At 31.8% G+C, this 13,995-nt stretch carries 11 protein-coding genes; 6 read left to right on the forward strand and 5 right to left on the reverse strand.

Annotated features, from left to right (window positions below; genetic code table 11):
• The first annotated feature begins 13 nt into the window (after positions 1-13).
• From AAGU07_RS02790 to AAGU07_RS02800, 3 genes are all read left to right on the forward strand, one after another.
• On the forward strand, positions 14-169 hold the full coding sequence (locus tag AAGU07_RS02790) for a ribbon-helix-helix protein, CopG family (RefSeq protein WP_342457700.1): 156 nt from the start codon (positions 14-16) through the stop codon (positions 167-169).
• A gap of 379 nt (positions 170-548) precedes the next feature.
• A complete protein-coding gene (locus AAGU07_RS02795) occupies positions 549-1,193 on the forward strand; it encodes a hypothetical protein (RefSeq protein ID WP_342457701.1) in 645 nt (214 codons plus the stop codon).
• Positions 1,194-1,553: 360 nt separating this feature from the next.
• On the forward strand, positions 1,554-1,868 hold the full coding sequence (locus tag AAGU07_RS02800; RefSeq protein WP_342457702.1) for a hypothetical protein: 315 nt from the start codon (positions 1,554-1,556) through the stop codon (positions 1,866-1,868).
• A gap of 59 nt (positions 1,869-1,927) precedes the next feature.
• Here AAGU07_RS02800 and AAGU07_RS02805 read toward each other — a convergent pair whose 3' ends face one another.
• Positions 1,928-3,106: a tyrosine-type recombinase/integrase gene (locus tag AAGU07_RS02805; RefSeq protein ID WP_342457703.1), complete on the reverse strand. Its 1,179-nt coding sequence runs from the start codon at positions 3,104-3,106 to the stop codon at positions 1,928-1,930.
• Between the two features lie 242 nt (positions 3,107-3,348).
• Between AAGU07_RS02805 and AAGU07_RS02810 the strand changes: the two genes are divergently transcribed.
• The gene (locus AAGU07_RS02810; protein ID WP_342457704.1) at positions 3,349-3,564 is read left to right on the forward strand and encodes a PRC-barrel domain-containing protein; all 216 of its coding nucleotides are present in this window, start codon (positions 3,349-3,351) and stop codon (positions 3,562-3,564) included.
• A 25-nt stretch (positions 3,565-3,589) separates the two neighbouring features.
• Here the strand turns inward: AAGU07_RS02810 and AAGU07_RS02815 are convergent, their stop codons facing one another.
• Entirely contained in the window at positions 3,590-4,840 is a 1,251-nt protein-coding gene (locus tag AAGU07_RS02815; RefSeq protein WP_342457705.1) for an NAD(P)/FAD-dependent oxidoreductase, read from the reverse strand.
• Positions 4,841-5,509: 669 nt separating this feature from the next.
• Here AAGU07_RS02815 and AAGU07_RS02820 point away from each other — a divergent pair.
• A complete protein-coding gene (locus AAGU07_RS02820; RefSeq protein WP_342457706.1) occupies positions 5,510-7,939 on the forward strand; it encodes an STT3 domain-containing protein in 2,430 nt (809 codons plus the stop codon).
• Between the two features lie 701 nt (positions 7,940-8,640).
• Here AAGU07_RS02820 and AAGU07_RS02825 read toward each other — a convergent pair.
• The 3 genes from AAGU07_RS02825 to hisD all read right to left on the reverse strand — a co-directional run bounded on the left by AAGU07_RS02825 (position 8,641) and on the right by hisD (position 12,684).
• A complete protein-coding gene (locus AAGU07_RS02825; protein WP_342457707.1) occupies positions 8,641-9,492 on the reverse strand; it encodes a DUF4013 domain-containing protein in 852 nt (283 codons plus the stop codon).
• A gap of 309 nt (positions 9,493-9,801) precedes the next feature.
• Positions 9,802-11,121, reverse strand: coding sequence for an aspartate--tRNA(Asn) ligase (gene aspS, locus AAGU07_RS02830; protein WP_342457708.1), 1,320 nt, complete (start codon positions 11,119-11,121; stop codon positions 9,802-9,804).
• A gap of 285 nt (positions 11,122-11,406) precedes the next feature.
• A complete protein-coding gene (hisD, locus tag AAGU07_RS02835) occupies positions 11,407-12,684 on the reverse strand; it encodes a histidinol dehydrogenase (RefSeq protein ID WP_342457709.1) in 1,278 nt (425 codons plus the stop codon).
• A 941-nt stretch (positions 12,685-13,625) separates the two neighbouring features.
• On the opposite strand from hisD, the gene AAGU07_RS02840 reads away from it, so the two are divergent.
• Positions 13,626-13,964 (forward strand): UPF0058 family protein, encoded by a 339-nt coding sequence (locus tag AAGU07_RS02840; RefSeq protein ID WP_048081157.1) that lies wholly within the window; start codon positions 13,626-13,628, stop codon positions 13,962-13,964.
• Positions 13,965-13,995: the final 31 nt, after the last annotated feature.

Genomic DNA, 13,995 nt, shown 5'->3' on the forward strand with positions numbered 1-13,995 from the left:
TTAAAAGATTATTATGGCCAAACAAAAAATGAAACAAATCACTATAAAGTTATCAGAAAGACAAATAAAGGGTTTAGAAGAACTAGCTGAAGAAATGGGAGATCAGCCAATATCAGTAATAGTGAGAATAGCAGTAGCATCATATCTAAAAGAAAATGGAAAAATATAATTAATGTTCTAGATCCTGAAATTTATCAAAAAATAATCCTTTTTTGACATTACAACACCTACCACGACTAGAAAATTTCCATAACCCCGTACTCAAGTATAGTAGTATCTTAGTCCGTTTATATACTGTAACATTTTTTGGCATTATGTCGCATTGTATACTATTTTCCATTATTTTTTTCCTTATTCCCACCTATTTATTCTTTCATGTCTTTTTATTGTTTTTCGTGTCATGGTTATGTTCGTTTCATTTTAGTGTTTAACAGTTTTATATAAAACTGAAGCATTAAACTGTATTAATTGTTTAAGAATAGAAATTTAAATCAATTTTTTTGTTTAAAATTTTTTAGACATCAGGATATACTATTTGGAGAGGTAAAATGGACGAAAAATATGAAGAAAGAAAGCAAAAGATGATTAAGGAAATAAATGAAGAAATAGACGAAACTAAATCTATAGGATATACTGGTACAATTAACATTAAAAATATCGAGGAACGACTTTATCTTGATAAAGACATATTGCCAACTCGAAGTGACATTAAAAAGGTTAATGAAGGCCAGTATAAAATTATTTATGATAAAGATCCAGATAATGATCTTGAATTTGAAATTGAACCTAATAAACCATTTTATGAAGATTCAGATGAATTTAAGAATAAAAAATTATTAAATGCATTTTTAGATAAGTCTAAAAAGGTATATATTAATCCAGATATGTCATTTATACCATTTAGATTCAAACAAGATGATAAATTTTACATTTTAATCAGTGATAACGATTTAGAAGTGCTTGAGTTATATCGATTAGACAGTTTAATTTACATAAATAAGCAACATAACGTTCATTATATAATTGAAACTAATATGGATACTAGATTTAAAGGGAAACTTAAGGATTTTGAAATAGATGTTATAATAAAATGTAAGAGATGCACTAATTATAATAGTACGATATTATATAATGTTTATAAAAAAATAGACAATTTTAAGAAAGAACCCGCCTTAATCAAACAATACAAATAATTTTAATTTTAAACAAAAATTAAATAATAGCTATAGAAAAGCCGTGGTAATACTGTTAAATTATATGGCTTTAAATTGTAATTAATTATTCAATACTGTTCTAATATAAAATATATATTATATGTAATCTTTTTTACTTAAGATAAGACCATTAGACTGATTATATATTCAATAAGTTAATTATAGCTTCTTCTACTTCTCTTTCTCTATCTCTCCTTATTATACATTAACATAGGGAGGGAGTTATGTCATATCTATGCATTCTAATGCAATTTTTATTATATATTTCATAAAGAATTTATTATAAACATTAAGACCATATTTAAGACTCGTTTCATTTTACTGATTAACGCTTAAAGTATGTTAGGCAAAGCGGATAAAGAAAAAAATCTAATGAATCATGATCTAGAATTAATTGAAGACTACTTAAATAAACGATTTGGATTAGAAGAGAACGAACTAATATACAATTTAGAAGCTTTTGAAAGCAGATACAAGTTTAGTTATTCTAAAGGGATAAATGTATTAAATGAATTCACTGATTTTTATAGAAGTATGTTCAGTAAATTATCTTTAATTAGTATAAAGAGCTTTATGAATAATTATAACACTATTTGGGCTGAAATTGGATATAAAAGCGAAGTTTTAACCCAAATAGAAAAATTAGGATTATGATTTAACCAATTTAAATTATATTTTTTCGACATTAAACATCTAAAAGCAAAAAGTAAGGATTAATCTTTAGATTTTAATCCTTTATCCTCTTTCAATGCATCCATTTGCCTTTCATATAATGCTTGTTTTAACTTCATATCTTCTTGTTTTAACTTCATATCTTCAATTTCAGATATGACTCCATCATAACCAGTTCTAATAATTTTAACTTCAACTTTACTTGTAGATAACTTATTAACGATTTCTATATATTCCTCTTTAACCGACTCGGGATCTGCTTTAAAATATGCATTTGTAGTCCCTTCAATCGTGTGACCTAATAACCAACGTGTCATTAAATGAGGCATTCTGTTCTTTTCTAACGTAGTAGCAAATACTTTCCTTAAGCTGTGAGGTCTGATATGCACTCGTCCATTAATTTTTGGAAATCCTGCTCTTTTATTGATACGTTGATACTGGACTGTTACTGAGTCAGGAGTTATTGGTTTATTATATTGTCTAAACAATTGGTCTTCAGGTTTAGGTTGCCAATTATAATCTCGGTAATGTTGATCTAAGTAATCCAGAATAGCATCTGTAGTTTCAGGACTGTTAAAACTGAAATATGGTTTACCTGTCTTAATTCTATGAACTTTCCACATTGGAATTAAATTATCTATTTCTTTAATTTTCTCTATTAAGTCAGGTATAGGTTTCATTAAGTCTTCACGTAAACCAACAGCTTTATAAAAATCTTTAAATGTCAAACTACATATTTCTGCTCGACTCATCCCAGAAGAAACACATAACAAAGTTATAGCTCGATAAGGAGGGCTTGAATAGTCTAATGATTTTTTAACATCTTCCATAGTTGGTATATCTTCAAAACTTTCTTGTTTTTTGTCTCTTCTTGACTGTCTACGGAATTTCTTTGGTAATTCTATTTCATATTCACTGTAAAAGGTTCTTACTTGACTAATCAGCTGACTAACATAATTACTAGAAAATTCTTCTTCATTTAGGTGTCTACGGAACTCTTTCAAATAAAAATTGATTTTTCTTTTCTTCATTCTTATCTGATCTTCTTCTTCGTCCTCAGCTTCTTGTATAATCTGTTCTAAACTCATTTTAGTGAAATCACTGTATTTCTGTAAGCTAGTTCTATAAGCTAAAATACTTCCTTTAGACAGTCCCCTATTATCACAGAATTCTAAAAATAGTGCCTCATCTTCAACAGGCATAATTTTTTTGTTTGACATGAATTTTACTTTAATATATTATCCCTTAAAAACCTAACGATTTAATTCATTAATATATTTAATTAAAGTCAAAAAAAGTTCAATCTTTTGGTTGATTGTGAGGTATTATACAAAAATAGCAAATAAAAATTATATTTAGAATTTAAAACAAGCAGGTGAATGTTTAAATATTTTAAAGGCCATATTATAAAGGGAAAAGGGCTGTTTTATCCAAATACCTATAAAAATGGAGAAAAATTTATATGAAAGCTACAGACGTTTTAGGAAAAAAAGTCATTGATAAAAATGCATTTGAAGTTGGAAAAGTTTCTGATTTAGATTTAGATACTGAAAAATGGGCTATAGAAGCAATATACATATCTTCAGGAATTTTAGGATCAGATTTAAGGGTTCCAATTGAAGATGTTGGAAAAATAGGCGACTACGTCACTTTAAAAATTGAAAAGGCAGGACAGTAAAACCTGTACTAACTTTATTTTATTTTTAATTATCTAAACTATTTGCAGCCATCTCACCTGCAAGATATCCTGTTGAAAATGCTTCCTGTAAGTTATATCCTCCACTTGGGGCGCAGAAGTCTATAATTTCTCCTGCAAAATAGATACCATTTACTACTTTTGATTCCATTGTCTGGGGATCGATTTCTTTTCTTGATACTCCACCACAGGTAACCATAGCCTTTTCAATGGAAAGCGATCCTGTTACTGTTAAAGGAAATGCCTTGAGCAAGTTTACAACCCCATTTCTTTCCCCTTTTTTAATCTGGTTCACTTTTTTCTTTGGATCTATATCTAATACCCCTGCAACTATTGAAATCATCCGGTTCGGCATGAAAAGTTTCATAAGGTTTTTAAACTCAGTTTTGCTCCGGTTTTCAAACTCATCCATTATTTTTCTCTGAAGTTCCTGATCTGTCATCTCAGGCTTAAGATCAATAAAGAGGTTCACTGTTTCATTTTTCTCAAGAATTTGAACTATTTGACTGCTTAAATCTAAAACTAAAGGTCCTGATATTCCAAAGTGTGTGAAAATCATATTTCCAGTGTCTGAAACCAGTTTTCTCTTCCCATACTTAAAAGTAAGCCGTGCATTTTCAATGGATATGCCCTGCAGTTCTTTGACATAAGTTTCAGCGACTTTTAACGGTACAATTCCCGGCCTGAGAGGTGTAACTTTATGGCCCACTTTCTGGGCAACCTCAAATCCATCCCCCGTAGAACCTGTTGCTGGATATGAACTACCCCCAGTAGCCAGTATAACTTTTTTTGTGGCCATGTAATTATCATTTCCTAGATCCAGACTGAAATAGTCTTTCTTCTTTTTAATTCTTACAAGCTGGGTGTTGTAGTTTATTTTAACTCTACTTTGTGATAGGTATTCCTTTAAGACTTTTATAACTGACCTTGATTTGTCTGTGACTGGAAAAACTCTTCCACTTTCTTCAATTTTAAATTTAAGCCCCTTTGCCTCAAAAAATGACATCAGTCTCCTGTTAGAAAGAGCAGCAAAAGCTGATCTAAAAAAAGCACCTTTTTTACCAAATTTTTCCACAAATGTATCTAACGATGCAGTATTTGTAATATTACACCTGCTGCTGCCTGTAATTTTAAGTTTTTCACCTATGGTATCGTTTTTTTCTATTAACATCACATTTTTGCCAAGCTGTCCGGCCCTTATTGCTGCCATCATTCCAGCAGGCCCTGCACCCACTACCACTATATCATAAAGTTTCATAAGATTTCTCCAGTTATTCAAGTTAAATTAAAAATTAGTTGATAATTTTCTACAATAATTTTTTTTTCTATCCAATCATATATCATCCCCCCAATAAAAACATTTGATAAAAAAATTGATAGAATACTCCTCATATTTAAATTTGGAAATACGAGTTGTTAATGTATCCATATCGTTTGAAAATTATGGCAAATCGCTTAATTATAACTGCAAATGTATAAATATCCTACAAATAAATTATTTAGGATTAAATAGTAGTAATATCGTCTTTTTAGAATAATAATGCTAAAATTAATTTGATTTTACTTTTAAACTCAAAATAGAATTTATTTAAATATTTTTTATGCTTTATCTCTGTTTTAATTAGTTTTTTATATTGTGAAGAATACATCTTCAATTAAAATTTAATACTATCATAACATATTATGGTCAAATTTTGGCATCATCTTATATAATATGAAAATAAATCACTAATTCATTGGATTGATGTTTTGCACCATGGGTAACACCAATATCCATGTACATATGACTCAACCGTATTGCAATACATCTAAAACTACAGTATCAAATTGATACGTAGTATATTACAAATCATGCATCGATATCAATGCATTATGAGTAACCGTATTGTAATATCAATTTAAACGAATTAAACTTATGAGGATCAACATGAATACAAAAATACTATTATCTAAAGCTAAACCTATAATAATTATAGTTTTATTGTTTATTCTGGCATTTAGCCTAAGGGCTGATGCAGTTAATATAAATGGAGTGCCTCAAAATTATACTTCACTGTTTGAAGATTCCAACGGGCTTCCATACTTCAGTGAAATGGACTCCTACTACAATTACAGGATGACCCAAGATTATCTTGACCACGGTCATGTAGGGGATACCGTAATAAATGGTACCAATTGGGACCTGCATTCTGCCTACCCCGACGGCAGATCAGCGACATCCAACGTGTTAATCGTTTATGTCACTGCATTTGCATATAAACTAGCGAATTTATTTGGAAATGTACCCTTAAACGAAGTTTGTATATGGGTAGCTCCATTTATAGCTTCACTTGCAGTTATTCCAGCTTACCTCTTCGTGAGAAGATTAAGCAATGATTATGGAGGAATAGTTGCGGGAATCTTAGTTGGTCTAGCACCTGCATATTTCATGCACACATTTGCCGGATTCTTTGATACAGATATGTTTAACATGATCTTCCCAATTATGATCGTGGGATTCTTCATCATGAGCATTCTTACAAAAGAAATCAAGACTAGATCAATCTATGCAGTCTTATCCGCCATTTCTTTGCTTGTTTATTCCATAGCATGGGAAGGCTGGTGGTACCTGTTCTACCTGATAATTGGTGTGGCAGTTCTGTACATTTTAGTTTCAAACTACCTATTAAAAATGAAAACCATTAAACCATTTAAAGAATATCCTGACAAAGTTAAATGGTTTATGGACCAGCGTGCGCTCTTTGCACTGGTTGTGTTTGCAGTTTTAGGCTCTATTTTGATGAGCATTTACTGGGGACCTTCAGGATTTATAAGCTCTTTAACTGGATCTATTAGTTTTTCACAGTTACAAGCTACTGTCACAGGTTCTTCCTATCCTAATATCTACGTATCAGTTGGAGAACTCCATGTACCTGACATATCTTCAGTTGTAAGTGAAGTTGGAGGAATTGTACCATTTGTGCTTGGTATTTTAGTTGTTCCACTGCTAATATGGAAATTAAAACCAGAAGGAACTAAAAAAGAAAATAATGATGTGCAGAATGTACCAAAGAGGAAAAGTAAGCCTAGAAGAAAAGCCAAAAAAACTAAAGCAGAAGTTACTCAAAAAGAAGTTAAAAAAAGCAGTATCATTACAGATCCTCAGATACTGGAAACCAAAAAGAATTACTTATTATACGCAGTTTTATTTGCAGTATGGCTTGTAGGTACTGGCCTTATGTTAAAACAGGGGTCACGATTCATTGAACAATTCGCCCTCCCAATAGCATTAGGAACAGGGCTATTTGTAGGTTTAATCATACCTTACATCAAAAAACATATACAGAATGTTAAATACTGCACACTGGCAGTTATAATCATAATTGCAGCTGTAGCATATTCCCCAGTATATGGAGCATACGCCACAGCAAATTCAGTAGTTCCAGGTACAGATGATTCAATGTACAACTCATTAACTTGGATTGGAAACAACACATCGAATAATACCGTCTTAACTTCATGGTGGGACTTCGGCCACATGTTTACTGCAGTGGCAGATAGACCAGTTACATTCGACGGTGGATCTCAAAACACACCGCGTGCTTACTGGGTTGGAAAGGCACTGCTAACAAATAATGAGAATTTATCTGCAGGAATACTCAGAATGCTGACTTCAAGCGGCGATAAAGGTTATTCAACTGTTGAAAATTATACAGGAAATACAAGTAAAAGTGTAGAAATACTGGATAAAATTTTACCAGTTGACAAAAGCGCTGCTCAAACCATATTAACAAGCCAGTATAATTTCACCACAGAGCAGGCCCAAAATGTGTTACAATATACACATCCATCCAATCCAGCCCCACACGAACTTATATTAAGTACAGACATGGTTGGTAAAGCAGGAGTTTGGTCCGGATTTGGAAACTGGGATTTCCAAAATAACACCGCACAGGGTTACAGCTATTATGCAGGACAGGGAGTTACCCAGCAGGTTAACGGTACAACCGTTGTTGGAACTGCACTTTCAAATACATCTGCTATTGTTGCACAGATAAATGGAACCCAAATAGCTGCAGGCCTTCAGTACCAGCAAAATAACCAAACCCAGGTAATGGAACCTCACAAGTTAATTGTGGTCCAAAACGGCAGCGTAAAACTGAACCAGGTAGTTTCCAATGACAGTCAGTTCAGTATACTCCTTATAAACCAGAATAACACGTATATTATGGTTATAATGAACAAAGAACTGGAAGATTCCATGTTCACAAAGATGTTCTTTGAAAATGGTGCAGGTTTAAGCCAGTTTAAACTTGTACATTCAGAAGGAGGAGCACTGGACCCATACGGAACCCAGGTTTGGAACGTAAGTTCATAGATTCCACTCGGAATCTAATTACTTTTTTTATTTTTTTTTGAATTTTTATATTCTCAACTAATTTTCTTAAAACAGTTTTTAGACTAGTTCAAGTATATTAATCAGCCTTTTATTTTACAGCACATTTATCAGAGCGATATATTGAAAATCAACTTTATATCTATACAAAATAGCCGATTCTTTAAGTAATATACTCTTATTCGAGATAGATACAAATTAGTGATAATTACTGGCCAAATTTGATCTATCTTATGTAATAATATGGTACTACAAGAGGTTTTTTTCTCGCTTTTCTCAACTTATGTTAACCTTTCATGATTTAGAATACTCATATCAAATATCGTAGCTGGATTTGTTGCAGTATTTGTAAGTGAATGCAAAGAAGATTATATTACACTGGAGGAGTACCTATGTTTCAAGCTTTATAAATTAATAATCTCATTTTCATTACCATTTACACCGCTTGGGTTCATTGGGTATTTTTGAATTTATACATGTTGCCATATCTATAAACAGGGGATGGTTTATTTTAGCATGATTGGAGGGGCAGTTTCAAAAAAAGTGAGTGGTTAAAAGAATTTTAAAATTCTTTTTAATACTGCTTCAACTTACTACCTGAGCCGCCAGTAGCAGCCGGCGGCGTAATGGATAGAAAAGTAGGAAAGTAGCCATATGGATATTTAAAAAAGAAATTTAAAAAGTTATTCTTCATCAGGCATGTAAAATAAAGCCACTGCTCTTGCGAAATACATGAAGAAGAATGGAGAAATAATTAATGAAATTAAAACTCCCCCAACAATATCAAGGTATATTAAACTGAAAATATAACTTATAGCCACATTTATACCAATGAATATGATTAAAAAAATAATTCCGGCCACTACATACCATTTTATGAGATTAATCCATCCTATACTTGTGATTTCATCGAATATTTCATGGAATCTAAAGGCTGATTTAAGTTCACCTCCATAATATGCCATATTTGCTATTGCAACTAATAATATTGGAGTAATTATGATCATGTACAAAATTCCAATAAGAGCAGAGATTCCTTCGGGCCCTACAAATGACAATATATCAGATAAATATGCACCTATATTCGGGATTCCTAACCAGATTACAGATAAAAAAGGGTTAAACAAAAATTCTAATGGGTTTGATCCTATATTTTCCAAAGATAATGTAAATGATTCAAAGAATGATACAATCAGAATTAACATAATTATGATAGCAGGGATCGAATAAACAATAAATGTTAGGAATACTTTAACACCACCAATACCCATATCAACCCAATTGTTAAACCTTGGAAGTTCTGTCTTACCATCTAATGATGATTTTATGATTCTTAACGTATAACCACTTACAAAAAAGCCAATTATGAAGCCAATTCCGACTAAAAGCAATTTTACATCAATGTTTGTCACGCCCAATGACATAGCAACAGCAGATATACCATTAACTATTATAATAATTCCTAAAATCAAAACCGGCAAAAACGTAGTTTTTGTGGCGTCAAAATTCAAAGAATTTTGACAGTTTTCTTCCAATCTGAAAGTGGATAAGTTACAGCATCCTTTACTATTTCTCCGATATTCATTTGCTACACTTCCTTTATTAATTCAGTATTTGACTATGTATATTGTATTACTTTTATATAAATAGTAGTATCCTAAAAAAATAAAAGATTTGTAACCATATGATGGAGTATTTAAATATTGTATGTTTTAAAAATAAGTTGTAGTTAATTTAAATAGATTATTAATGGATAAATAAAATTTTACAGAAAATAAGATGTATTTAAATTGATTAAATACTTAAAAAAGAAGTGATTTGGATTTAAAAAAGAAAGAGTTGGGTTAAGGAGTTAACCTTCGCCTATCCCTTGGGAATAAAACAGTTTCCCTAACGTTTTTAGCTCCAGTGATACACATTGTAAACCTTTCAGCACCTAATCCCCAACCGGCATGTGGCGGCATTCCATATTCAAATGCTGCAAGGTACCTTTCAAATGAAGCTGGGTTTAAACCCTGTTTTTTAATCCTTTCGACTAACATATCATGCATGTGGAGCCTCTGGGCACCAGATGATATTTCAAGGTCTTTATACATCAGGTCAAATGCACAGCTTTTTTCTGGGTTTTCACTGTCAGGCATTACATAAAATGGTTTTATATCAGTTGGCCATCCAGTTATGAAGTAGTAGTCATCCATTTTTTCCCCAATTGCTTTTTCAGCTGCTCGAGATAGGTCTTCACCATACTTCATGTTGACACCCTTGGAATTTACGATGTCAACAACATCGTCATAATCGACCCTTTCAAATGGAGCTTCTGGTACCTCCAGATCTACTCCTAAAATTTTAAGTTCATCTTCGCACTGCTCTCTAACATTTTTAATTGCTGTGCGTACGAGTCCTTCCAGAACATTCATCATATCTTCATGATTACAGAAAGATGCTTCTGCATCTATAGAAATAGCTTCGTTTAAATGCCTTAAAGTATCGTGTTCTTCAGCCCTAAATATCTGTGCTATTTCGTATACTTTGTCCAGTCCGGAAGCCATCATCATCTGTTTGTAAAGTTGAGGGCTTTGACTGAGGAATGCCTCTCTTTCAAAGTATGTTATTGGGAAAAGTTCTGTTCCTCCTTCAGTTGCAGATGCACCAAGTTTTGGAGTGTTTATTTCTATAAATTCCCCTTCTTCAAAGAAAGACCTGACAGAATGAAGCATTCTGCTTTTTATTTTAAATATAGCACTTACAGATGCTCTCCTGAGATCTACATATCTTGAATCAAGACGTGTATCTATTTCTGCATGTACTTTTTCTGTTGTGTCCAGTGGAAGAGGTAATTTAGATTCGTTGAGTAATTTAACTTCAGCAGGAATAATTTCAAAGCCGCCTGGCGCTTTTGAAGAATCCTGCACAGTTCCCTTAACTGCTATTACTGATTCTCTCCTCAATTTTCTTATCTCTTCAAGTAGTTCCTTTGTAATTTTTTTACTTGGGGCAGTAATTTGAATAAGTCCATCCCTATCTCTTAGAAGGACAAATATTATTCCTCCAAGGTCTCTTATTTCATGAATCCAACCCATAACTGTAACTTCTTCTCCGCTTAGTTCAGGGCTTATTCTTTTTGAATAATGAGTTCTTCTCCAATCTCCCAATGAGTCTGTCAAGTAATTCACCTCTAAAATAGTTAAATAATCAATAATTTATTGAACGTGTCTGTAAATTTGTAATCCCTCTTTAGGAATTTATCATGGTTACATTAAAATATGATATTTGCATGAAATTTAATGGTTTAATCGCTTTAATGATTCCACATGGGCAATACCTACATTACCTAAAACCACTGAAAACATTCCTTCCAATATTTGATATTCAGTTTTTATTTAGCTTTAATGATTCCACATGGGCAATACCTACATTACCTAAAACCACTAAAACACTATTTTCAATATTCAATCCTCACTTAATCGCTTTTTAAATGATTCAGCATGGGCAAAAAGTCCTTCATGTTCTGCAAGAGTTATAACAACATCCTTTAAGTTGAGGACCCCTTCCTTTGAAAGCCGCTGCACTGTCGGTTTTTTAATAAATGAATCCACCGAAAGCCCAGAATACATTCTTGCACATTTTGAAGTTGGAAGAACATGATTTGTTCCAGAGCCATAGTCTCCAGCTGCAACTGGAGTTAACTCTCCTAAAAATATAGAACCTGCATTTTTGATGTCTTTTAGGACATCTTCAGGGTCTTCTGTCATAATGATCAGGTGTTCTGGAGCATAATCGTTTGCAAACTCCACAGCGTCACTTAGAGAATCAGCAATTATTATTTTACCATACTTTTCAAGGGATTCCTCTATTATTTTACTTCTTTGCATGTATTTAATTTTTTCTAAAATATTAGCATTTACATTATTTGCAATATTTTCTGATGTTGTAACAAGTGCACATGCCGCGTTAGGGTCGTGTTCAGCTTGAGCCATCATATCATAAGCAATAAATTCTGCATTAGCGGTTTCATCAGCTATTATAAGTACTTCTGATGGTCCTGCAGGGAAATCTATGTCTACATCACCGTATACTAATTTTTTTGCAGCTGTAACGAATATATTTCCTGGACCTACTATCTTATCAACTTTAGGGACGCTTAGAGTACCAAATGCCATGGCAGCTATGGATTGAGCCCCACCTATTTTATAAATTTCATCTGCACCGGCTATATCTGCTGCAACAAGTACAGCTTCATTTACACTGCCGTCAGGCATTGGAGGTGTGCAGCAGATTACCTTATTAACACCTGCAATTTTTGCAGGAATGATTGTCATTAAAACTGATGAAGGGTAAACAGCACGTCCCCCCGGAACGTAACAACCTACAATTTCAATTGGCCGAATTATCTGGCCTGCAGTAATTCCATTATCAACTTCTTCAAACCATTCTTCTGGAATTTGGGATTTATGAAATTTTTTAATGTTTTTAGCAGCCTTTTTTAATGCATCTACTATTTTAGCATCTACTTTGTCATAACTCTCTTTGATTTCCGCTTCACTGACTTTAAGATCATCTAATTTAACGTTATCGAACTTTTCAGTATAAAATTTTAAAGAGCTATCTCCGTCCTTCCGGACATTATGAAGTATGTCGCTTACAATTTCAATCACGCTTTCTGCATCGATTTGCGAGCGATTAATGAGTTTATTTTTCTCTGCGCTTTTAAGTTTCACTATCTCCATCCTATCACAAACTTAGTTTGTTAAATTGAATTTAAATATTTGACTAAAGAGGACTATTTTAATCTACTAATTTAAAATATTTTAGAATAATTAATCAAAAAGTGAAGATATAACACTAAAAATGACTATTAAATATTGGCCGTTAAATGGAATACTTCCTAAAGACAATAAGATTAAAGATATGGATAAAAACTTTCTATTCCTGAGTAAGTATTAAATTGTTAATTTAAAAATTCGCCCTATAAAATGTATAAAAACATGCAGTTCACATCATGACATGAAAAATTACATTAATTACACAACTCATGGACATGAGCATGATAACTAAAGTGTAATCTATTCTTAAATTAACTGGAAACCTTTAACAACAAATATATTCTTTAAAATAGAGTATCCTTTGTATAACTTACCAAAGCTGGGAGAATTGGTATATATTTGCCAATAGCTGCTCTCACTTTCCTGATTTTTACTTTAATTTCGAAATTATTTTTATTTCATAATGTACATAAATATATTGATTACTTAAATAATGATTACAATGTTAAATTTATAAATAATAATAAAAATTAACTCTTTGTTTATGAAAATAAACATTTAATCTCACCTTTGTGATTATACATAAATACATGGCTGTGGATAATTTAAAATGTGATGGTGAAATTTGTCACAATAAAACTAACATTAAATAATAGTAAAATCAACTCATTATAAAAAATATCTAATCAAACTTACAATATCTTTGATATAATACAATTTATTTTTAAAATGCTTTTAAAAATAAATTCACATAGCAACCAAAAGTTTATCCATCATCATATTAAGAATATAATAAAAGAATTATTAAACGAAGTTTTTATCATTTCTTTTCTCATATTGCACAACACAATCTATAAATAACATGTCATTAAATTTCAAGAGTGATAAAGGAGGGGCTCGTAATAATGTATAAAGACGAACTTATACAACTACATCAGTTTTTGGTATATGTTTTAAAAAGTTTAGAAGATGAAAACGAAGTTAAAGAGGAATGCGAGGAATATTTCCGCCTTAACATAAGTCCACACCACATCCACCGAACAAAAGCAGAACACAAATATGCAATTTTTGTATTATCTGAATCTATTTCTGAATTAATAGCTAAGAAAAATAATAGTGCAGCACCATCAAATATTGCAAATGGTTTATCCGAACTAGCAAAGAGGTCCAAAAAAGAGTTAATTCGGATGCATGAGGACAATGCACTTAAATATCAGAAAGACAAGAAAATGGAAATGATTTAGTTTATACTGCTATATTCTATAAAATTATTTT

The organism is Methanobacterium sp. (genome assembly GCF_038562635.1).
Classification (GTDB): domain Archaea; phylum Methanobacteriota; class Methanobacteria; order Methanobacteriales; family Methanobacteriaceae; genus Methanobacterium_D.